Below are 21,693 nucleotides of genomic sequence, written 5' to 3' on the forward strand. Positions count from 1 at the left end.
CGACAAGAAGGGAGGCACGGGCATGAGCCTGATCGAGCTGGCCGAAGGCGTGACGGCGGACGAGATCAGGGCCAAGACCCAGGCCGAGTTCAAGATCGACCTCAAACAGAACCAAAACGCCGCCTGAGGCGGCAAGTCCCGGGACGATACCGGGAGGCGGCCCTTGCGGCCGCCTTTTTCGCGTCAGGAAGCCGACGACGTATCGGCGACCTTCGGCCTCGCCTCGGCGCTACGCACGAGCTGGATCACCGGCAACAGGCTGATGAGCACGATCACGAGCGCCGCGAGCGAGCCATCCTCGAAACGGCCGCGTGCAGCGTAAGTGTAGACCTGAGTGGCGAGGGTTTCCGTGTTGAGCGGGCGCAGGAGCAGAGTCGCCGGCAGCTCCTTGAGGCAATCCACGAAGATCAGCAGGGCCGCGCTCGCCAGAGCGGGGCGCATGAGTGGGATCTGGATGCGCCAGACCATTTCCCGCCGTGAGGCGCCCAAAGTCCGCGCCGCATCCTCAAGGCTCGGCGAGACGCGATCAAGACCCGCTGAGAGCGAGCCCGTGGCGATGGACAGGAACCGCAGGACATAGGCGATGATGATGCCGCCCGCCGTGCCCATGAGAAGCAGGCCGAGGCGCTCGCCCGTGAAGCTGTTCCAGAGCCTTCCGATCAGCCCGTCGATCTTCACCAGCGGCGTCATGAGCCCGAGCGCGAGGACCGTACCCGGGACCGTGTAGCCCAAGCCCGCCACGAACAGGGCGCTTCTGGTCAACGATGATTTCGACATGCGCGCGGCGGAGACGAGCAGGGCGGCAAGCGCCAGCACGGCGAGAGTCGCGGCCACCGACAGGCCGATCGTCGTGAGGAGATGTTCGAGGAACTCCCCGTCGAACTGCGAAAAGAGGCTGCCGCGCAGGATCTCACGCGCGAGAAACCCGATGGGAAGGACGAAGCCGAGGAAGACCGGAATGGCGCAGAGAACCGTCGCCACGATGGCACGTCCACCCGAGAGCGGCGCCGGATGCACCACCCGCGACCGCTTGGCGGAGGTGGCATAACGCCGGTCCCTGCGGCCGTGGCGCTCGATCAGGATCAGGGCCACGACGAGCGCCAGCATCACGCAGGCGATCTGGGCGGCTCCCGGAAGGCTGCCGCGGTTGAGCCAGGTGTTGTAGACGGACACCGTGAGCGTGCGCACGCCGAGATACTCGCTTGCGCCGATATCGTTCAGGGCCTCGAGGAGGGCGAGCGACAAGCCCACTGCGAGTGCAGGGCGGGCGAGGGGCAGCGCGATCACGCGGAAGAGCTTCAAGCGGCTTACGCCGAGAACGCGCGCGACTTCCAGCATGCTCGCGCTCTGCGTCAGGAACATCGCACGGGCGGCGATGTAGACATATGGATAGAGGACGGCGGACATCACGAGGATGCAGCCGTAAAGTGAGCGGATCTCCGGAAACCAGTAATCGGCGCGGGACTGCCATCCCATGAAATTCCTCAACGCCATCTGCACGAGGCCGGCCGAGTCGAAGATCTCCACATAGATATAGGCCGTGATGTATGTCGGCACCGCGAGCGGCAGGGGCAGGAGCCACACGAGAACGCCGCGGCCCGGAAAACGGTGCGCCGTTACGAGCCATGCCGAGGTGATGCCCATGGAGCCTGCGACAAGAGCGATGCCGCCGAGGAGGGCAAGGGTGTCGACGATGCTCGTCGGCAGAACGTTACGGATGAGATGCGGCCAGATCTCGGCATCGCCTTCCGCCGCGATCCCGATCAGCGTGGCAATGGGCATGAGCACGAGCAGCCCCACCGCAGCCACCGCGGCGGAGATCCACCAGGGGATGCGCTTGACGCCCCGCCAGGGGGCGACGCGAAACAGGGACTGAGCTTCAGCGGTCGCTTTCAACGTGAAACGGCGCTGCCGTCGCCGGCAGCGCCTCCTATTTGGGGAGCAGGTTCAGGAGCTGCTCTATCGCTTATTGGTCAAAACCGACCTTGTCGACCATTTCGCTGGCCTTCTTGCGCAGTTTGGCGATCTCGGCAATCGGCACATTGTCCGCCGTGAGCTCGCCGAAGGAGGCGACGGTCGGGTGGATCGGAATGCCGGCCTTGACCGGGTACTCGGAATTGGCCTCGGCGTGGATCCGCTGCGAATCGTCGGACACCATGAACTCCATGAACTTCACGGCATTCGCCTTGTTGGGAGCGTGCTTGGCGAGCGCGAGGCCGGAGACGTTCACATGTGTGCCGCCGCCCTCGAAAGTGGGAAGGATCACGTTGATCGCCTCACCCCACTTCTTCTGTTCCTCGTTATTGCCGTTGCGCATGAGGGAGACGTAGTAGGTATTGCCGATGCCGATGTCGCAGACGCCGGCCAGGATGTCCTTGGCCTGCTCGCGGTCACCGCCGGACGGCTTCTTGGCGAGGTTCGCCTTCAAGCCCTTCAGCCATTCCTCGGCCTTCGCCTCGCCCATGTGAGCGATAGCGGCGGCGAAGAGGCTGACATTGTAGAGCGCCTGACCGGAGCGGATGCAGATCTTGCCCTTCCATTTGGGGTCGGCAAGCTCTTCATACGTGATCTTGTCCTGCTTCACGCGATCCTTGGAGGCATAGACCACGCGGGCGCGCAGGGCGATGCCGAACCAATGACCTTCCGGGTCGCGGTAAGCGGCGGGGATCACCTTCTCCAGGGTCTCCGACTCAACGGGCTGCGTCACCCCGTAATCCTTCGCGGCCTGCAGGCGTCCGATATCGACGGTAAGAATCACGTCGGCCGGGCTGTTCTCGCCCTCTGTGCGGATGCGCTCCTCGAGGCCGTTATTGATGAAGATCGTGTTGACCTTGATGCCGGTCTCTTTCGTGAACTCGTCCAGAACCGGCTTGATGAGACCGGGCTCGCGGGTGGTGTAGATGTTCAGGGATTCCGCGGCGAAAGCGGATCCCGCCAGGGAGCAGAGAGCGGCAGCGCCCAGGAGCAGACCGCGTGTAGATTTCGTTGTCAACATCATGAAGGTCCTTCACCGACAGCATCCGGCGGGAGTACGCCCCACCTGAACGCGATGGAAGAACCACGAAGGGCAAGGTTCGGTCAAGAAAATTATTATTAAAAACAATAGCTTATAGGATTTCTAAACTGGGCGGTCCTTAGAGTTCTTCTAAGCTGTGGCGGCCTGCCGGAAGGAATCCTGCTCCACGGCGGAAGCCTTCATGCGTTCGACCTCGATCTCCAGACGCTCCATGTTCTTGAACATGCGCTCGCTGGTCAGGCGCAGGAGATAGAAGCCGAATTCGGGATTCTGGAAATAGAGCTGGCGCACCTCGTCATAGGATATGTTCAGCACCTCGCCTCCCTCGATGCATTCGAGGGTCTGCGTGCGCCGGTTCTCAGGCGACAGGAAGCCCATCTCTCCGACGACCTGCCCCTGCTGCAGCTCGATGCCGAGCTCCTTCAGGCGGTAGCGGCCGGACAGGGTGTAGAACATGCAGGTGGCGCTGTCACCCTTGGCGAACAGGATCTCTCCCGTCTTCACCTTGCGCCGTGTCATGAAGGGCTTGAGCCAGTCCATCGAAAGGTCGCTTTTCGCCGCCTGCTTCACCTGTCGGATCAGGCGCAGCATTTGGTAGAGGCGCACTGCATTCAGGGGCAGAAGAATCAGATTGACCGTGATGCTGGGATAGAGACGCATCGCCACCGCGTAGGTGAGGGACGTCGCATTCGCTGCGATACCGATGCAGCGCAGCGGGATGATCGTACGCATCGCGCTGCCGGAGATAGCAAGAATGGCCGCAAGCCAGGCCACTGCGTCGATCCAGGTCAGTCCCTGCAGCCAGGCCATTTGATTCTCCATTCATTCCTCTCGCAACGTCATATACCGGCCACCCGAGGCAAACGCTACAGCCGTAGCTCTGTGCATCCCGTAGTAATCCGGCTGGTGCCGTCCACGAAAATGCCCCCTGAAGGGGGCTTGGCGGGCGGTAAAGGACTTCCTGCAACGCGCGAGTCAGGGGGTCACGGCAGGCCGTGGGGGAACCAGCCTGTCTGGCACGCTCAGTCCTTGGCGCTGGGGCGGCGCGCCTGCCCGTGTGCGCGTGGCAGGTGCGCGGCTCGGCCCGCTCCTGGTGATGGAGGGAGGCGGGGGGAGATCCGTGCGCGGCAGCACACCCTCGGGCCTCGGCGATGTCGAACACCCGCCGAGGGTTGCGCTCGCCAATGCAAGAAGGAAAAAGATCGCTCTCTGACGCATGCAATGAGTCCCGGAGTCCCGCAGTTTTGGCTAAAGCTAGGCCATAGACGAGCGATGTCGAGTCCGCCGACGCCTGAATTCCTAGCGCATCGTGCGGACCCGAAAGGCCGCGTCAGCGAGAAGCTGGCTCCTTCTTCGCCGAGCAGCGGGCGTGGGCCTCCTCCGAAGCATCTCGAGTCCTACCTTTATAGCGAGGTTCCATGCTTGTAGCCCAAGAGGAGTTCATGAGGCCCAATCGCGTGAAGATGAGTGCACAACCGTTCGGCAAGCGGAGGGGCCTGCTCTTCGGCGCTGCGCTCATTTTTGCTGCTTGCGGCGGAGCGGCCGAGGCCAAGTGCCAGGATGGGCCAGGGCCAGGGGTCGACTGGGCCGGGTGCTCCAAGGCTCGTCTCATGCTGAACGGGGAGGATTTGTCGGATGCCAACTTCAAGCGCTCGCTTTTGACATTGAGCGATTTCGCAGGCTCTAGGATGTTGGGGGCCGACCTCAGCGAAACCGAAATCAGCCGGACGCGGTTCGAAAAGTCGGATCTGTCGAAAGCCGACTTCACCAAGGCGCTTGGATGGAGGGCGAACTTCGCCGGGGCTGTGCTGGTGGAGGCCAATTTCGCTTCGTCCGACATGAATCGTTCAAACTTTGCCCAGGCCCAGGCTCTCGGAGCCAACTTCCAGAAGGCCGAGCTGAACAGGTCCGATTTCAGCGGCGCCAATCTCGAGCGGGCCACGATGACCAAGGCCGAGTTGGCGCGGGTGATTTTTCAGCACGCGAAGCTTACGGGTGTGGATTTCAGCTTCTCCAATCTTTCCCGAGCGCAGCTGCAAGGGGCGGTGCTTCAGGACGTGATCATGACCGGGAGCTATCTCTACCTGACACAGCTGGCGGGGGTGGACCTGAGCGCCGTCAAGGGCCTCACCCAGGCGCAGATCGATATTGCCTGTGGCGATGCGCAGACCAGGCTCCCCACCGGCCTTACGCCTCCGAAAACATGGCCGTGCGGCAGCGACGACGATTAAGAGGCTCCGCCTCTGAAACAAAGGGACAGCTTGACCGTTGTTTCCCTTGAGTTTCCAGGGACGAGCCGCCAGATTCCGGGAGCAGGACCAAGGTGACGACACTCAAGGAATTCGAAGACGCCCTTCGTGAGCAGGGGATGCACATGGCTCTCGCCATTCTGCAGAAGCTCCGCGAAAGGGATCGCGGAAAGCGCTCGGTGGCTCCGGCGCGCCGCATTGCGGGCCGCAAGATGACGCCTGAACTCGCCCGGCGCATCCTCGAACTCCACGCGACGACGGAGATGACCCAGCAGGAGATCGCCTTCGAACTGGGGGTCAATCAAGGCCGGGTCAATGAGGTCATCAAGCGCGGCAAATGGCTGGAGGACGATCCCAACGCCCCTGAGGCCATCGCAAGAGATAAGGCCAAGGCTCGGATGAGCGGTGCGGCAGACCGCTCTCGATCCGCCAGGAGCGGGAACGGCGCCTCCCAGAAGCGAACGACCCGCAAGCCCGGCACCCAGGCCCAGCTGAATTTGGGTGACCTCTAGAGCATTCGACGGGAAATCTGGATTTGCCCTGTCGGGCCCGATGCTCCCTCTTTTGCTGGTGCATCGCTCCTTGCGCAAAACCGGGTCTACCTTCTCGCACGATGCGCCGGGCCGTCCGGATGCTCAGAAAAAACCCTGCCCGTGGGCAGGGTGGATAGTTGTCTCCTCGCCTTCGGTTGCTACCCGAAAACAAGATCATTAGGACATGCTCTCAAGTTAAAGTCAATTTAATCTATGGTAACTATCTAGTATCATGAATATATACCTGTTGCAGGCTTAACTATCCAAAAGTGTTACTACCTTTGTCTTTGTGCGATTTGTGCGCTTGCAGCGTAGTGTTGCCTGTTTGCCATAGATTTATTCTGGAACAAGCGTAAGTTTTCGGCCGTGGATCCTCACATCAGGGGTTACGGTTATGAAAAAGTACCTATCTATCCTTCTTGCCGGGGTTGCTGGTGCCGCATTGGCTGCAGCAACTGCGTCCGCGGCAGACCTTCCGGTCCGCGAAGCGCCTCCGGCGCCGATTATTGCAGCGGCCCCGATCTTCACGTGGACGGGCTTCTATGCCGGTGTGAACGCCGGCTGGGGCTGGCGCAGCGATGATGATGAGACCGTGGTCCTGGGCGGCGCCGTTCCGGGCACGCTGTTCTTTGAGAACGGGGACGACGGTGGTTTCGTTGGCGGCGGCCAGATCGGCTATAATTATCAGATCGGTTCCTTCGTGGTCGGCCTCGAGGCGGACATCCAGTGGGCCGATACCGATGACGGCGAGGAAGTGAGATTCGTGCCCGCCGGCGCGCCCGGAACCTTCGTCCCTGGCGAGTTCGAGAACAACCTGTCGGATTGGTTCGGCACGGTCCGTGCTCGAGCGGGTGTCGCGTTCGACCGCGTCCTGATCTACGGCACCGGCGGTCTCGCCTACACGGACGACAACACCGGCTGGGCTCTGGGCGGCGGTGTCGAGTGGGCTCTTCCGGTGAACTGGTTCGGCTCTTCGGCTGTGACCTTCGGCATCGAAGGTCTGTGGCTCAGCTTCGACGAGGACGACGATGATGACGACGGCTTCGTCGGAACGTTCACGCCGGATGCAGGCGGTCCGCCGATCGATGTCTTCGCGCCGGGAGCCGGCAGCGATGACAACGACTTCTTCGTCGCGCGTGCCAAGCTGAACTTCAAGTTCGGCACCTATTGAGAACTCTTAAGAGACAGGGCCCAGGCAAAAGCCTGGGTCTTTCCTGCCTGGAAGATGGGCCGCGACCCCCCTTTTTGGAGTGGCCGCGGCCCTGGCCCGGGTTTTGCCCCCACGGGAACCTGAGCACTGAAGCGCAAAACATGACCTCAATGAGGCATGCAGCGGTCGACGGAGATTTTTTTGAGCATCTTGGGAACTATCCCAACGGGCGGACGTTTATAGGGTCCTCCGGTCTCTTTTGCCCCTACGGCCGGATACCTTAGAGCACCCTTTCGGGTGCTTTTTCTTTTTTCTCCCTGTCCTTCCTCACGCACGGGATCCGAGAGCCGGTCCTCAGGCGAAGCTGCGCTCGTCCGCGATGACCTTGCCATCGTTGGGAAGGGTGCCGGGCCTGACGAGGGAGACGACGCCCTTGAGCTTCGTGACGGATTGCAGGCTTGCCGTCACGGCTGCGATCAGATCGGGCGTATCCGCCTCGCACTCGGCCAGCAGGGTCATCACGTCGGTTTCGTGCTCCCGCTCGACGAGCAGGCGCAGGCGTCCCAGTTCGGGATGACGGCGGCCGATTTCGGCTACCTGTTCGGGGCGTACGAACATGCCCTTGACCTTGGTGGCCTGATCCGCCCGGCCCATCCATCCCTTGATCCGCATGTTGGTGCGGCCGCAGGGGCTAAATCCCGGCAGGGCGGCGGTCAGATCGCCGAGCGCAAGACGGATGAAGGGGTGGTGCGGATCGAGGGTGGTGACGACGATCTCGCCGATCTCGCCCTCCGGGACGGGATCGCCCGTCCCCGGGCGCACGATCTCCACGATGATGTTCTCATTCACGACGAGGCCTTCGCGGGCGGAGGTCTCGTAGGCGATGAATCCCAGATCGGCGGTGGCGTAGGCCTGGTAGGCATCGATGCCGTGCTCGGCGAACTTCTCCTGGAGCGACTTGGGGAACGCGGCGCCCGATACGAGCGCGCGCTTTATGGAGGAAACGTCTCGGCCGTTCGCTCCGGCGCCGTCGATGAGGATCTTGAGAAAGTCCGGCGTGCCGCAATAGGCACCCGGACGATAGGCCTCGATCAGATCGAATTGCTGCTCGGTGTTGCCGGGGCCTGCGGGAATGACCGCGCATCCGAGTGCCCGGGCGCCGGAATCCATGATGAAGCCCCCAGGCGTCAGGTGATAGCTGAAGGTGTTGAGAACGATGTCGCCACGGCGAAAGCCCGCCGCGAAGAGGCCGCGCGCAGCCCGCCAGGGATCGGGCACCGCTGCCTCCGGCTCGAAGATGGGACCTGGAGACGTGAAGAGACGTCCGAAGGAACCCGGGGCCTCCGCGACGAAGCCGCCGAAGGGCAGGGCCGATTTCTGAAGGGTGGAGAGCTCGCCTTTTCGAAGGACGGGCAGCTTCGCCAATGCCTCGCGGCTCGTGATGCCTGCCGGATCGATCCCTTTCAGCCGCTCAGCATAGGCAGGAGCTGCGGTCGCATGCTTCAGGATCTCCGGCAACTGCGAGAAGAGGGCGCGCTCGCGCTCCTCCGGAGCTTGGGTTTCAAGGGCGTCGAAGGCTTCGGTCAAGGTTTGTCTCTCCCGTCGTCTGATCGCTCAAGCCAGCCAGCGCTTGCGGCGCTTGTAACTCTTCACGTCGCGGAACGACTTGCGATCGCCCTCCGAGACGCCGAGGTAGAATTCCTTCACGTCCTCGTTCTCGCGCAGCGCCTGGGCAGGGCCGTCCATCACCACGCGCCCCGTCTCCAGGATGTAGCCGTAGGTCGCGTATTTCAGCGCCATGTTGGTGTTCTGTTCCGCAAGCAGGAAGGATACGCCCTCGGACGAGTTGAGAATGCGCACGATCTCGAAGATCTCCTCCACGATCTGCGGCGCGAGGCCCATCGACGGCTCGTCGAGCAGGATCATGGAGGGGCGCGACATCATTGCCCGGCCGATGGCGCACATCTGCTGTTCGCCGCCGGACGTGTAGCCCGCCATGGAGCTGCGCCGCTGTCGCAGGCGCGGGAAGTACTCGTAGATCGCCTCCAGGTCACGACGGATGGCGACATTGCCGTCCTTGCGGGTGAAGGCCCCGGTCAGAAGGTTCTCCTCGATGGTGAGATGCCCGAAGCAGTGGCGGCCTTCGAGAACCTGGATGCAGCCGCGCCGCACCAGCTCGTTGGGGGAGAGCTGGTCGACGCGCTCGCCCTGGAACTCGATGCTGCCCTTGGTCACCTCCCCGCGCTCCGCGCGCAGCAGGTTGGAGATCGCCTTCAGCGTGGTCGTCTTGCCGGCGCCGTTGGCGCCGAGCAGAGCGACGATGCCGCCCTTCGGGACGGTGAGCGACACGCCCTTGAGCACCAGGATCACGTGGTCGTAGACGACCTCGATGTTGTTGACCGCCAGGACGGTCTCGGCCGCTTGCGGATTGGGCTGCGGCGGCATCTGAACGGCGCTGGTCATGAATGTGTCCTCTGCTTTCCGCCTCGCTTGCAGGAGGTCCAGGGTTGAGGCTCGGAGCAGTTCCCAGTCATGGCCGGGCTTGGCCCGGCCATCTCGATATGGAAAGGCCTTGCGCCTTGCCGATGGAGATCACCGGCACAAGGCCGGTGACGACGGGAGGAACTGAATCAGCTTGCCTTGTCGCAGGGTTCCGTTCGCTTGGGCCACCCGGCGTTCTTCTCGGCATAGTCCTTTGCGGCGGCATCGAGCTGCGCCTTCACACGGTCGGTCATCGGCTCGATCGGGTCGGAGATCTTCACCCATTTCGCGCCATCCCATTCCTGCATGAAGGCGGGGCGGTGGCCGTTATGGTCGGAGCAGGAGAGCACGAGCTGTTCGGTGAAGCCTTCGAGGCCAAGTTCCTTCAGACGGGCCGGATCGAGCTTGATGTTCTCGAGGCCGCGGCGCACGTCCTCGCCGGTCACCGCCTTCTTGCCTGTGATCTTCTGGGCGGTGGCGATGGCTTCCGCGATCAGGAGCGAGTTGTAGACGCCGCGATTGTAGAGAAGATCGCCGACCTTATCCTTGGGAGATTTGGACAAGCCCTTGTCGACCACGTGCTTCTGGATGTCCTGAAGAGCCGGGAAATTCGTGCCCACCGCGTGCCAGTTGAGCATCTTGAAGCCCTTGGCGCCGGCGCCGCCCGCACGGGCGTCATCCTCGCTCGGCCACCAGACCGAGTAGAACTTGTCCATCGGATAGCCCGAGCGCACCGCTTCCTTCACCGCCGCGCCGTTCATGGAGCCCCAGCCCCACATGATCATGTAGTCGGGCCGGTCGCGGCGGGCGCTGAGCCATTGCGAGGACTGGTTCTGCATGTCCTGCGCGGCGACAGGATAGAGCGCGACCTCGAAGCCGATATCCTTGGCGAGTTCCTGCAGGAGTGGAATCGGCTCCTTGCCGAAGGCCGCGTCCAGGTGGATGAAGCCGATCTTCTTGCCTTTCAGCTTCTCCAGGCCGCCTTCCTTCTCGCCGATGTATCGAATGATCATCGAGAGACCGTCCCAGTAGGTGCTCGGTGGGTTGAAGACCCAGGGGAAGATGTCGCCGCGGGCAGAGGCCGAGAGGCCGTACGCCATGGACAGGATTGGGATCTTGTCGACCGAGGCGCGCGGGATCAGCGGCAGGGTGATGCCAGTGGACCAGGGATTGACCAGGACCGGGTTCTTGCCCTTTACCGACTCGTAGCACTCGACGCCCTTTTTGGTGTCGTATCCGGTCTCGCATTCTTCCAGGACGAGCTTGACGCCGCCGATGCCGCCGTCGCGCTGGTTCAGCATCTCGAGATAGTCGTGCATGCCGTCGGCGATGTAGGTTCCCGAGCCCGCGAAGGCGCCCGTGCGGTAGGTGAAGAGGGGGACATAGATCGAATCCTGCGCGAAGGCAGGCACTGCAGTGCCGGCGAGCATCGTCGCTGCGGCCAATCCCAGGCTCAATTTGCGAAACGACATTCTCGTTTCCTCCCGTTGTTGGTCCGGCTGAGCCGGATTTTTGTAAGTTCCCGTCTCCTTTCATCCGGCCGTCAATAGGGGAACGGCCAGACCAGGAGCTTCTGCTTGCCAATCTGCCAGAGCCGCGCGAGACCGTGCGGTTCGACGATCAGGAAAAAGATGATGAGCGCGCCCACGATCATGAAGCGCAGGTGCTCGATGGTGTCCGAGCCCACCGAGATTCCGAAGGGCGACAGAACCGCGGGCAGTACGATCCCCAGAACGATCGGCAGGATGAAGATGAGCGCCGCGCCGAAGAACGAGCCGATGAGGCTGCCCAGCCCTCCGATGATCACCATGAAGAGGATGAAGAAGGACTGATTGATGTTGAACACGTCGTATTCCGCGCCGCCGTACCAGAGGAAGACGAGGAGCGCGCCTGCGACGCCGCAGTAATAGGACGACACGGCGAAGGCGAGGAGCTTGGTCTGGAGCGGGCGGATGCCCATGAGTTCCGCCGCGAGGTCCATGTCGCGGATCGCGATCCACATGCGCCCGATCCGGCCATGGACGAGATTGGAGGCGAGCCAGGTAAGCAGGATCACGATGGTCAGGACCAGCAGGTAGCGCGTCTGCGGCGTGGCGTTCGGCCCCATGATCGGAACGCCGAAGAAGGTGCGCAGAGGTGCATCGAGCGCGCCCGAGACGTTGTAGTTCACGAGCCATGGAATGCGGATGAAGCACCATTGCAGGAAGAACTGGGCGGCGAGCGTCGCGACCGCGAGGTAGAAACCCTTGATGCGCAGGGAAGGCAGGCCGAACAGCGCGCCGATGGCCGCCGAGAAGAAGCCGGAGACGAAGATCCAGACGATCACGTTCACGTCCGGAAAGGCCGTCATCAGCTTGTAGCAGGCATAGGCTCCCACGCCCATGAAGGCGCCAGTGCCGAGTGACAGCAGGCCGGTATAGCCTGTGAGGATGTTGAGGCCGATCGACGCCAGCGAGAATATCAGGAAGGGGATCATCACCGCCTGGAGCAGGAAATCGTTGCCCAGGAAGGCAAGGGCATAGGCTGCTGCGATGATGAGCCCGATCCCGATCCTGTCCTCGCGCAGGGGGAAGATCGCGGAGTCGCTGACATAGTTCGTTTTGAATTGACCCGCCTCGCGGTAGAACACTGGCGCTCTCCCTTAAATGCGCTCGATGATCTTCTCGCCGAACAGCCCTTGCGGCCTGTAGAGCAGGAAGAGGAGGGCGATGACGTAGGCGAGCCACGTTTCGATTCCGCCGCCCACCAGCGGCCCCCAATAGAACTCGCCGAGCTTCTCCCCGACGCCGATGATGAGCCCGCCGATGATCGCCCCGGGAATGGAGGTGAAGCCTCCGAGGATCAGCACGGGCAGAGCCTTCAAGGCGATGATCTGAAGAGAGAACGACACGCCCGAGCGCGCGCCCCACATGATGCCTGCGACCAGGGCGACGAGGCCCGCCGCGAACCATACGATAACCCAGATCTGATTGAGCGAGATGCCGACCGAGAGCGCGGCCTTGTGGCTGTCCGCCACCGCGCGCAGCGCCCGGCCGATGCGGGTCTTGGAGAAGAACACCGCGAGCAGCCCGATCATCAGGGACGCGATCACGGCGGCCGCGACGTCGAGATGTTGGATCCGGATGGAGCCGCCGAGCGCGTCGATTTCAGTCGTGCCCTGCGGCAGGAGCAAGGCCTCCGTGATCATTTCTCGCGGGTTGCCGCCGAAGATGAGCTCGCCGAAGCCGATGAGGAGATAGGTGAGGCCGAAGGTGGCCATGAAGAGGATGATGTCGGGCTGGTTGACGAGCGGCCTCAGCACCACGCGCTCCACCACCACGGCCAGAACCAGCATGGCGAGAGCGGCGAGGATCAGCGCCAGGAAGGCCGGAACGCCTTTCTCGTAGAGACCCACGAGGATCAGGGCGGCGAACACGACCATGATGCCTTGAGCGAAGTTGAACACGCCCGAGGCCTTGAAGATCAGCACGAAACCCAGGGCGATGAGCGCATAGAGGACGCCCGACACCAGGCCCTCCCAGAGCGTCTGGATCAGAAGGTCAGGCGCCTCGCCCATGAAGACGAAGGGCTCGATGAAGACTTTGTAGAGGATGTCCATCGGCTTGCCCTCAATGTGCCACGCCGAGATAGGCGTCGATCACGCGCTGGTCGCGCTTCACCTCGTCCGGCGTGCCGTCCGCGATCTTGCGTCCGTATTCGAGCACCACCACGCGGTCCGAGAGATCCATCACCACGCCCATGTCGTGCTCGATCAGGGCGATGGTCGTGCCGTATTGCTGGTTCACCTCCAGGATGAAACGCGACATGTCCTCCTTCTCCTCGAGGTTCATGCCGGCCATCGGCTCGTCGAGCAGCAGCAGATCCGGCTCCATCGCAAGCGCGCGGCCGAGCTCCACTCGCTTCTGCAAGCCGTAAGGAAGACGGCCCACGGGGGTCTTGCGGATGTGCTGGATTTCGAGAAAGTCGATGATCTCCTCCACGAAGCGGCGGTGCTCGACCTCCTCCTTCAGGGCCGGGCCATGGCGGAAGAGCTGCCAGAAGAAGTTCGAGCGCATCCTGATGGAGCGGCCTGCCATGATGTTGTCGAGCGTAGACATGCTCTTGAACAGGGCCACGTTCTGGAAGGTGCGGGCGATGCCGCCGCGCGCCGCCTCGAAAGGGCGCATCTTCGGGCGCTTCACGCCCTTGAAGGTGATCTGGCCTTGCGTCGGATAATAGAAGCCGTTGATGCAATTGAGCATCGAGGTCTTGCCGGCGCCGTTCGGGCCGATGATCGCCCGGATCTCGCTCTTGCGGATATCGAACGACACGTCCGTCAGAGCTTTTACGCCGCCGAACCCCAGCGACACGTTCTCGACTGCGAGCAGCACATCCCCTTTGCTCAGGATCGGATGGTCGGGGGCCCTCATTCCGCGGCCTCCGGCAATGTCGCTGTCTGCTGCACGGGATATGGCTCCATGTCCCTGATCTTCACGCGAGCGGAGATCACGCCCTTGCGCCCGTCCTCGAAGGTCACTTCGGTGGAGATGTCAGCTTCGGGCGAACCGTCGTAGAGCGCCTCGATCAGCGGTGCGTAGCGCTCGGCGATGAAGCCGCGGCGCACCTTCTGGGTCCGGGTCAGCTCGCCGTCGTCCGCGTCGAGCTCCTTGTGCAGGATGAGGAAGCGCTTGATCTGCGCGCCGCCCATGCGCGGCTCAGAGGCGAGGGAGCGGTTCACTTCGTCCACGTGCTTCTCGATCATCTCGTAGACGCGAGGGTGGCCCGCCAATTCCTGATAGGATGCGTAGGTGACGCCGTTCCGCTCGGCCCAGTTGCTCACTGCGACGAGGTCGATGTTGATGAAGGCCGAGACGTAATCCTTCCCGTCGCCGAAGCAGACCGCCTCCTTGATGTTGGGATAGAACTTCAGCTTGTTCTCGACGTATTTCGGCGGGAAGAGCGAGCCGTCCCGCATCTTGCCCACATCCTTGGCCCGGTCGATGATCTTGAGATGCCCGTTGGCGTCGAAGAAGCCCGCGTCGCCGGAATGCACGAAGCCGTCGGGCGTCTTCGTCTCGGCGGTCTTCTCCTCATCCTTGTAGTAGCCCATGAACACGCCCGGGGAGCGGTAGAGCACCTCGCCGTTGTCGGCAATGCGGATTTCCACTTCCGGAGCGGGGCGGCCGACCGTGTCGGCGCGGATCTCGCCGTCCGGCTGCATGGTGATGTAGACGCTGGCTTCCGTCTGTCCGTAGAGCTGCTTCAGGTTCACGCCGATGGAGCGATAGAAGCGGAAGATCTCGGGACCGATGGCTTCGCCGGCCGTGTAGCCCACCTTCACCCGCGTCATGCCGAACCGGTTGCGCAAGGGGGCATAGACGAGCGCGTTGCCGATCTGCCAGAGCAGGCGGTCCCCCAGGCCGACGCCGGGCTCCTTGTTCAGGATCTTCTCGCCCACCTTGTTGGCGTGCTTGATGAAGTAGTGGAACATGCGCCGCTTGAGCGCGCTCGCATCCTCGATACGCACCATCGTGAGCGTGAGGATGCTCTCGAAGACGCGGGGAGGGGCGAACACATAGGTTGCGCCGACCTCGCGCCGATCCTCGGCCACGGTCTCCGGGCTTTCGGGGCAGTTCACGCACAGGCCCGCGAGGAAAGCCTGCGCATAGGAGAAGATGTGGTCGCCGACCCATGCGATCGGCAGATAGGCCAGGATCTCGTCGGTCTCGTTGAGATCGTCGAACTCGCAGCCGATCCGGGCAGCCGCGATCACCGCATCGGAGGTGAGCATCACGCCCTTGGGACGGCCGGTGGTGCCGGAGGTGTAGAGAATGATGGCGAGGTCGGAACCCTTGCCGTTCTGCAGCTCGCGGTCGAGCTTCGCCGCCTCGCCCTCACCGGCCAGACGCGCGCGCCCCTCCTCGATCACGGAGGCGATGGAATGCAGGCGGGTGTGGTCGTAATCGCGCAGTCCCTTCTCCTCGTCGTAGAGGACCTGCTCCAGGAGCGGCAACTGGTCGGCGACGGTGAGGAGCTTGTCCACCTGCTCCTGGTCCTGCACCGCCGCATGGGTCACTTCCGCGTGGCTGAGCACATAGGCCATCTCCTCGGCGACGGAATCCGCATAGACCGGAACCGGGATCGCGCCGAGCCATTGTGCCGCGGCGATCGTCCAGTAGAGGCGGGGGCGGTTGTAGCCGATGACCGCGATCTTGCCGCCCCGCTCGAGGCCGAGCGCCTGAAGGCCGCTGGCATAGGCCCGGACGGTGTCGTAGACCTGCGCCCAGGTCCAGGATTGCCAGATGCCGAGGTCCTTGTGGCGGAACGCAGTTCTCTGGGGGCGAATGCGTGCATTCCGCGCCAGCAGTTTGGGGAACGTATCTTCGCGCGAATCCGCAGCCGCCGTCACCGACGTCTCCTCCCTCGACACCGCACATGCCGGACGGCATGCGGGATGGCCTCGTTTCCTCTGGCGCGCGGCTTATCGGTGCCGCGCTTCTACTTCCGGTTCATGGCCGGACGCTCTTGTCGAGCTCTATGGGAGGTATTCTGTCGTGCCCCTCGGGCATCGGCAAGGGTATCACACCAATACCATGGGCTAATATGCTTGCGCGCGCTTTCGAGGCAGCGGCAGCGGCCCGATTCAGGATCTAGGGAACCGCCGTGAGGGCCGCCGGCTCGATCTCGTCCGACGTGACCAGCCGTTCTGCGCCGACCGTGTTCTTGACGCGAAAGATCTGGCGGCCTTTCTCCTGGGCGACCATGCAAACAATGCAGTAGATCCGATGGTCCGCATAGCCCGAGGAGGGACGGGTGATGCGGACAAGCTGGCCGATGTGAAAACTGTTGTTCATCAGCGCCTCCACCATCCTTCAAGACGCAAAGAGCACGGCTGTGAGAGGCGAGACCGTTACGCAGCCCGATCAGGTCCCGTGCAGTATGGATCAAGGATGATGCCTGCGGCAAAACAATGACAATGGCCTATTCCGTCGCAGGATCTGCCTCGAGGTCCGGTGCGTCGAGAGACCCCGGCCGCAGGGGGCGCGGCCGAGGGCGGCAGGCAGTGATCCTTCCGCATCCGATGGCGGTGGAGGGCGTGTCGGTTATTGCGCGGGTTGGGCAGGAGCGCCACCCGGAGGAGGATTGGCGGGGGCGGTAGAGGACGGATTGTTCTGGTCCGTGCCGTCGGTCTGGTCGGGTCCATCCTCGCCGCAGGCCGTCAGCGCGAGCATTGCCATGAGAGGCAGGATCATTCGAAATCGCATGAGTATCTCCTTTCCCGAGACTTCAACTCCCGGCCGGAGGGAAGGTTCTCGGCCGGGAGCGGGACATTTTCCGGCCCAGAGCCGTTGTGACGGCAGGCAATCAGACGCAAAGGGCTCGCCATGGATCCGGATCATCGTACCAACATTCTGACCGTCGCCGGCTTTGCCGCGGGTGTGCTGGGGCTGGGAGCCCTGATCACGGTGATGCTGGTTTTCGGATAGCAGACGGGGCCGCTCTTCGATGCGACGTTGAGGAATGCGCTTAAAGCCAAGCTGTGCTAAGGGAGGGCGAACCTCTAGAAACAAGGCCGGGGCAGAGGAATGCGCTGCTTCTTCATAATTGCAGGATTGATCGGCTGTTCACTGGCGCCGGCCGAGGCGCAACCCTGGGGCGCGCGGGCCGGATGCCCGCCGCACACGCGCCCCAGCGGCTCATTCTGTCTGAACGATCTCCCCGCTTCGGTCCGGAACAGGGGCATCTGCCCAGCCGGTTATGTCAGCACGGCAGACGGGGTCTACTGCGTCCTCGCCTCGCGGCGGGAATGGGTCAGGATCAAATCCGGCTGCCCGAGCGGGTTTCGGCCGAGTACAGGCGGGGAGTTCTGCGTCGGGGAGTGAGTCGGCTGCGGTTACCGGAGGGGCTGGCAGTCGGTCATGGGGAGCATCTTTTGGCTCCTGTGGTTGTAATAGGCATGCTGAGCCCGGCTGTAGCTCCAGGGCTCGTCGTTGCAGTTCCTCCCGAAGGCTCCCAGGTCATTCTCGAAGATGACCCACTTGATCTCCGAATTCGGGCATAGCCCCTCATACTGGAAGGCGATGTCCCCGATCCGCGGATAGCATTGGCGAGTCTCGGCGAAAGCCGTGCTGACCGCGGAAAGGATCAGAATCGAGGAGGCTGCAAATCTCAGCATGTCGAACCTGCGCGAATGCGTAAGTCGTCCGAAGCCCGGATCTCATGAGCCCCGAGGCGAGCTTGGCCGTTTCGGGCTTCTTAGCATCAGCTTGACGCTTCGTCATGTGCTGGAATGTTCGGGAGGCTGGCTTCCCGAGGTGAGGCCGCAATGGGTCGGCAGCAGGATTTGTATACAGCCTGACCCGCAGGTGACATTCCGATCGTGCTTTCACCGGGCGGGGGGACGGCCGTTCAGGTCGCTCGGAGCCTAAAGCACGGGACATGAGAGTGGATGTGCGCTTTGGGGATCGATCCGATGCCTTCTCTTTGACGAGAGCATCGTGTCACGGCCGTTCCCGGACTCGATCACGGGGCAGGCCCGGCCATCCCAGTCGGAAGGGCGCGATGCTCGACGGGTTGGGATCACCGGAACAGGGGCCCTTCGAGTCCGCAGGATGCTCTAGCATGCAGCCGGCGCAACGGAGGCTCGAGCGAATACACCTTCCAAGGTTTCGTTGAAGGTCTGGTGTGAGAACGGCTTCGATAGCACGCGCGCGTGCTGGTAACGCTCGGGAACGACGCTGGAATCGTAGCCTGTCATGAAGATGAACGGGATGCCGCGGCAACGCAGTACGTCTGCAATGGGATAGACCACCAATCCATCCAGCTTGACGTCGAGAACGGCAAGGTCGAAGTCGGTTTCGAGCGCCAATGTCATGGCCTGCTCGAAGCTGGCGGCCGGACCGACCACATGGCCTCCGATATCGCACACCATGTCCTCTATCAGCATTGAGATCATGGTTTCGTCTTCGACGATGAGCACGCGAGGCTTTCGGCCATTGTGCATGGACGCTCTCCCGATGGTTCCGACCTGCTGAACGTATCCCTGCATGTGAGCCCGGTTGCCCCCAATAAACGACGCTTTTCTCGCCTGACCCGGGAGGGTGTCCACGCGGGCCAGGCTGCTGCTTGTTTCCGAGAACGTCCTGCCGCTGGGCAGAACGGTCACGGCTTACCGGCGTGCGGCCTGGATTTCCCGGGCCTCGTCAATAACGCGGTCGAACAGGGCCGATTCAGGGTCGATGTCGAGCCCGAGCCTCTCGTTGAGCACCTCGACCGGCTCCTCCGGCACGCCTGTCTTCGACAAGGCCGCCAGAGCCTTGGCGGCCTCGGTGATCTCGGCCTCGGTGATCTGGTCCTCCGTGCTCCCACTGATGGTAAGGGCTTTCTCGTAGGTGGCGATCAGGCCGACCGTGGAGTTCGCCGCCGCGCGCTGCCGTGCCGTCGCCGAGGCATTCACCGCGTTCATGCGCCCGAGCTTCGCCGCGTCGAGGCCAATGCTCTTGGCACTGGATGCGGCTTTTCTGGCTCTTGAGGAGACCTTTTCCCCTCCTGTGCCGGCAGCGCGAGTGCCGCTCGCTGCCTGTTCCGCCCGGGAGTGACTATAGGTGGAGCTTGTGCCCGCATCGGAGCTGCGCCCGCCGCGGTCGCTGGCCCCGCCACGGGAATTCTCGCTGCCACTGCCTCGAGATCCGCCGCCGTTACCGCCGCCGCTACCTCCTCCATTCCCGCCGCCGTTACCTCCTCCATTGCCGCCGCCATTGCCGCCACCATTGCCGCCACCATTGCCGCCGCCGCCTCCTTTGGCCTGGGCCTGAGACTTCTCGAGCGTGAGCGAGGCCACGTCCAGCGACAGTGGTTGCACGCTGATGGCGAGACCCAGGGCGAAGGCCGAGGCCGTAAGAGCAAGGCGCCGTGTCATGAGGTTTCCTTCTAATGCGATGAGAGACCGAGGAGCCCCCTTGCTTCTAACGCTAAGTGAGAAAATTTCCCACGTCAATCCGGACGTGGGATTGATTCCCACGAGAGTTTCCGGTTAGGTGATGGCATGCCCGGCGATGTCCCTCGATCCTTAGAACCAGCCAAGCTTCACGCGCCTCTGGCGCGCCTGCTGCGTCCGCTCGTCCGGCTTCTGATCCGGAGCGGGGTCACCTTCCCCATGCTCACGGAGCTGTTGCGCGAGCTTTACGTGAACGTCGCCGAGTACGACTTTGCGCTGCCGGGCAAGGAGCAGACGGACAGCAGGGTCAGTCTTCTCACCGGCATTCACCGCAAGGAGGTTCGCCGGCTGCGCGGGGCGGGGGCGCCTGTCAATGCCGTTCCGGCGACTGTTTCGCAGACGAGCCGCATACTGGCCCGGTGGCTGGCGGATCCGGATTTCAGCGATGGCGACGGACATCCTCTGCCACTGCCCCGCACTGCCGACCCGTCCCGGCCGTCCTTCGAGCGGCTCGTCGCTTCGGTCACACGTGATGTGCGGCCCCGGGCGGTGCTGGACGAGTGGCTCGACCGCAGGCTCGTCGTCATCGACGACCAGGATCGAGCCGTTCTGGTCGAGGCGGCGTACGTGCCGCGGAGCGGGGGCGATCAGCAGCTCTATTATCTCGGACGCAACCTGCACGACCATATTGCTGCTGCCGTGACGAATGTGGAGGCGCCATCCCCGCAATTCCTCGAGCGTGCGGTCCACTACGATGGCCTGACAAAGGAGCTCGCAGAACAACTCCAGCAGCGTTCCCGCGAGGTCGCCATGCAGGCCCTGCAGAAGCTCAATCGCGAGGCGCACGCCGTCAGCGATGGAGCAATGCCCGGTCGCTGGCGGTGGAACTTCGGTGTTTATGTCTATTCCGAAGAGGTTGTCCCGCCCTTCTCGGCTGGCGGACCCAGCGAGCACAATAACCAGGAGCCCGGGACGTGAGGAAATGCGCCGCTTCGATCGCACGAACCGCCATCTGCTGGCTGGCCGCGCTGACGTTGCTCCTTGCTCCCCTGGAGGCGGTGCGGGGTCAGGACACGGGGGACCGCGGCATCGGCGGTACCGGAGTGATCGCATCCGATCCGGATGGCGATCGCGGAATCGGCGGCACGGGCGTCATGGGCACGATCCGTGGGTTCGGCAGCATCATCGTCAACGGACAGCGCGTAGCCTATGCGCCGGACGTGCCGGTCCGGATCGATGGGCAGCCTCGCGCTGCCTCCGATCTCAAGATCGGCCAGGTGGTTCAGGTCGTTGCAGAGACCCGCAACCATGTGCTGACGGCCGGGCGGATCGACGTGACCAGTGAAGTCGTCGGCACGATCGAGGCGACACGCGGCAAGACCATCAGGGTGCTTGGTCAGACGGTCTCCACCGACAAGCTCAACGGCGCGCAGCCGTGGCGGCGCGGGGAGCGTGTTGCGGTGTTCGGCCTGCGCCGACCGGACGGCATCATCGTCGCAAGCCTGATAGAGCGCAGAGCCGGCGGCCCCGACAGGATTGCCGGCAGGGTGCGCAAGCTGCGCGACGGCAGCTTCAGGATCGGGGCCTTGAGGCTTGACGGGGTGGACCCCGCGCTCGTGGGCACCCGGGCCGTGCTCGAAGGCACGCACAAGCGGGGTATCCTGGAAGTCGCCGGGTCTGCCCGGGAGCGCGATATCCTCGGGCCAGTCCGGCAGGTCTCCATCGAAGCCTATGTCGAACGCACGCGAAACGGGCTGCGCCTCGGCTCGGGCCTCGAGGTCGTCGGCCAAGCCTCGGTGACACTGCCGGCCGGAACGTATGCACCTGCCGTTGTGACTGCTGTGCCAGATCGACGGGGGAGGTTGAGCATTAAAGGCGTCTCGGTCCAGGGGGCGCCGGTCCGATCCAGCCGATCCCCCCAGAGCCTCGGCACCGGCAGCTCGACCAGCTCGCCCGCGGGCGGGCAGGGGCCTGCGGCTTCCCCGCCTGACCGGGATCTCGGCCCTGCTCGATCCCCCCACAAGGGCTCACGCTCCGGGGTGAGTCGCGGGCGGAATGACGGCAATGGTCCATCCGGCAGCACAGGCCATTCGCGGGGCGGCGGCGGGAACGGTGGCGGCGGCAATGGGAACGGTGCCGGAAGTTCCGGCGGCGGCGGAAACGGCAACGGTGGGGGAGGAAACGGCGGAGGTAACGGGGGAGGTAACGGAGGCGGAAACGGGGGAGGTAGCGGAGGCGGAAACGGCGGAGGTAACGGCGGTAATGGCGGTGGTGGTGGAAGGGGATAGCAGCGCCTCCACGAAACCGGGGCGAGGAGAATATTCGCCTAAGGAGAGAGCCCCGGACAT

At 63.4% G+C, this 21,693-nt stretch carries 20 protein-coding genes and 1 pseudogene; 6 read left to right on the plus strand and 15 right to left on the minus strand.

The features are described from left to right. A pseudogene (locus GR328_RS27470) lies at nt 1-127 on the plus strand (succinyl-CoA--3-ketoacid-CoA transferase); the annotation flags it as partial. 56 nt (nt 128-183) lie between these two features. Here GR328_RS27470 and GR328_RS17320 read toward each other — a convergent pair. The 3 genes from GR328_RS17320 to GR328_RS17330 all read right to left on the minus strand — a co-directional run bounded on the left by GR328_RS17320 (nt 184) and on the right by GR328_RS17330 (nt 3,826). Continuing rightward, a complete protein-coding gene (locus GR328_RS17320; protein ID WP_246215940.1) occupies nt 184-1,896 on the minus strand; it encodes an ABC transporter permease in 1,713 nt (570 codons plus the stop codon). A gap of 70 nt (nt 1,897-1,966) precedes the next feature. Next, entirely contained in the window at nt 1,967-2,995 is a 1,029-nt protein-coding gene (locus tag GR328_RS17325; RefSeq protein WP_160886141.1) for a Fe(3+) ABC transporter substrate-binding protein, read from the minus strand. A gap of 150 nt (nt 2,996-3,145) precedes the next feature. Next, nucleotides 3,146-3,826 carry a Crp/Fnr family transcriptional regulator gene (locus tag GR328_RS17330; RefSeq protein ID WP_160885943.1) on the minus strand — a complete coding sequence of 227 codons (681 nt, stop codon included), beginning with the start codon at nt 3,824-3,826 and terminating at the stop codon, nt 3,146-3,148. A gap of 632 nt (nt 3,827-4,458) precedes the next feature. Between GR328_RS17330 and GR328_RS17335 the strand changes: the two genes are divergently transcribed. From GR328_RS17335 to GR328_RS17345, 3 genes are all read left to right on the plus strand, one after another. Next, complete coding sequence (locus tag GR328_RS17335; RefSeq protein ID WP_160885945.1) at nt 4,459-5,247, plus strand: pentapeptide repeat-containing protein; 789 nt, start codon at nt 4,459-4,461, stop codon at nt 5,245-5,247. Between the two features lie 92 nt (nt 5,248-5,339). Further along, entirely contained in the window at nt 5,340-5,777 is a 438-nt protein-coding gene (locus GR328_RS17340) for a sigma-70 family RNA polymerase sigma factor (RefSeq protein WP_160885947.1), read from the plus strand. A 415-nt stretch (nt 5,778-6,192) separates the two neighbouring features. Further along, nucleotides 6,193-6,969, plus strand: coding sequence for an outer membrane protein (locus tag GR328_RS17345; protein ID WP_160885949.1), 777 nt, complete (start codon nt 6,193-6,195; stop codon nt 6,967-6,969). Nucleotides 6,970-7,302: 333 nt separating this feature from the next. On the opposite strand, the gene GR328_RS17350 is transcribed toward GR328_RS17345, so the two are convergent. From GR328_RS17350 to GR328_RS26900, 12 genes are all read right to left on the minus strand, one after another. Further along, nucleotides 7,303-8,535, minus strand: coding sequence for a phenylacetate--CoA ligase family protein (locus GR328_RS17350; protein ID WP_160885951.1), 1,233 nt, complete (start codon nt 8,533-8,535; stop codon nt 7,303-7,305). A gap of 27 nt (nt 8,536-8,562) precedes the next feature. Then, nucleotides 8,563-9,411, minus strand: a complete 849-nt coding sequence (locus tag GR328_RS17355; protein WP_160885953.1) for an ABC transporter ATP-binding protein — start codon at nt 9,409-9,411, stop codon at nt 8,563-8,565. Nucleotides 9,412-9,578: 167 nt separating this feature from the next. After that, complete coding sequence (locus GR328_RS17360) at nt 9,579-10,901, minus strand: ABC transporter substrate-binding protein (RefSeq protein ID WP_160885955.1); 1,323 nt, start codon at nt 10,899-10,901, stop codon at nt 9,579-9,581. A gap of 71 nt (nt 10,902-10,972) precedes the next feature. Next, nucleotides 10,973-12,058, minus strand: a complete 1,086-nt coding sequence (locus GR328_RS17365; RefSeq protein ID WP_160885957.1) for an ABC transporter permease subunit — start codon at nt 12,056-12,058, stop codon at nt 10,973-10,975. Between the two features lie 12 nt (nt 12,059-12,070). After that, on the minus strand, nt 12,071-13,027 hold the full coding sequence (locus GR328_RS17370; protein ID WP_205790096.1) for a branched-chain amino acid ABC transporter permease: 957 nt from the start codon (nt 13,025-13,027) through the stop codon (nt 12,071-12,073). Nucleotides 13,028-13,037: 10 nt separating this feature from the next. After that, entirely contained in the window at nt 13,038-13,838 is an 801-nt protein-coding gene (locus tag GR328_RS17375; protein ID WP_160885959.1) for an ABC transporter ATP-binding protein, read from the minus strand. Next, on the minus strand, nt 13,835-15,817 hold the full coding sequence (locus GR328_RS17380) for an AMP-dependent synthetase/ligase (RefSeq protein WP_343039413.1): 1,983 nt from the start codon (nt 15,815-15,817) through the stop codon (nt 13,835-13,837). Before GR328_RS17380 ends, GR328_RS17375 begins: the two co-directional genes overlap by 4 nt. A gap of 241 nt (nt 15,818-16,058) precedes the next feature. Beyond that, nucleotides 16,059-16,262, minus strand: a complete 204-nt coding sequence (locus GR328_RS17385) for a hypothetical protein (RefSeq protein ID WP_160885961.1) — start codon at nt 16,260-16,262, stop codon at nt 16,059-16,061. Nucleotides 16,263-16,511: 249 nt separating this feature from the next. Next, nucleotides 16,512-16,673: a hypothetical protein gene (locus GR328_RS26695; RefSeq protein WP_170304134.1), complete on the minus strand. Its 162-nt coding sequence runs from the start codon at nt 16,671-16,673 to the stop codon at nt 16,512-16,514. Between the two features lie 629 nt (nt 16,674-17,302). Further along, nucleotides 17,303-17,584, minus strand: a complete 282-nt coding sequence (locus GR328_RS17390) for a hypothetical protein (RefSeq protein WP_160885963.1) — start codon at nt 17,582-17,584, stop codon at nt 17,303-17,305. Between the two features lie 441 nt (nt 17,585-18,025). Then, nucleotides 18,026-18,412 carry a response regulator gene (locus tag GR328_RS17395; protein ID WP_160885965.1) on the minus strand — a complete coding sequence of 129 codons (387 nt, stop codon included), beginning with the start codon at nt 18,410-18,412 and terminating at the stop codon, nt 18,026-18,028. Nucleotides 18,413-18,577: 165 nt separating this feature from the next. Then, nucleotides 18,578-19,327 carry a hypothetical protein gene (locus GR328_RS26900; RefSeq protein WP_205790098.1) on the minus strand — a complete coding sequence of 250 codons (750 nt, stop codon included), beginning with the start codon at nt 19,325-19,327 and terminating at the stop codon, nt 18,578-18,580. Between the two features lie 126 nt (nt 19,328-19,453). Between GR328_RS26900 and GR328_RS17405 the strand changes: the two genes are divergently transcribed. After that, nucleotides 19,454-20,323 carry a DUF6502 family protein gene (locus GR328_RS17405; RefSeq protein WP_160885967.1) on the plus strand — a complete coding sequence of 290 codons (870 nt, stop codon included), beginning with the start codon at nt 19,454-19,456 and terminating at the stop codon, nt 20,321-20,323. Further along, the gene (locus GR328_RS17410; RefSeq protein WP_160885969.1) at nt 20,320-21,633 is read left to right on the plus strand and encodes a DUF5666 domain-containing protein; all 1,314 of its coding nucleotides are present in this window, start codon (nt 20,320-20,322) and stop codon (nt 21,631-21,633) included. The genes GR328_RS17405 and GR328_RS17410 overlap by 4 nt, the downstream gene beginning before the upstream one ends. The last annotated feature ends 60 nt before the right edge of the window (nt 21,634-21,693 follow it).

Origin of the sequence: Microvirga makkahensis (assembly GCF_009830105.1) — a bacterium.
In the GTDB taxonomy this organism is placed as follows: Bacteria; Pseudomonadota; Alphaproteobacteria; order Rhizobiales; family Beijerinckiaceae; genus Microvirga; species Microvirga makkahensis.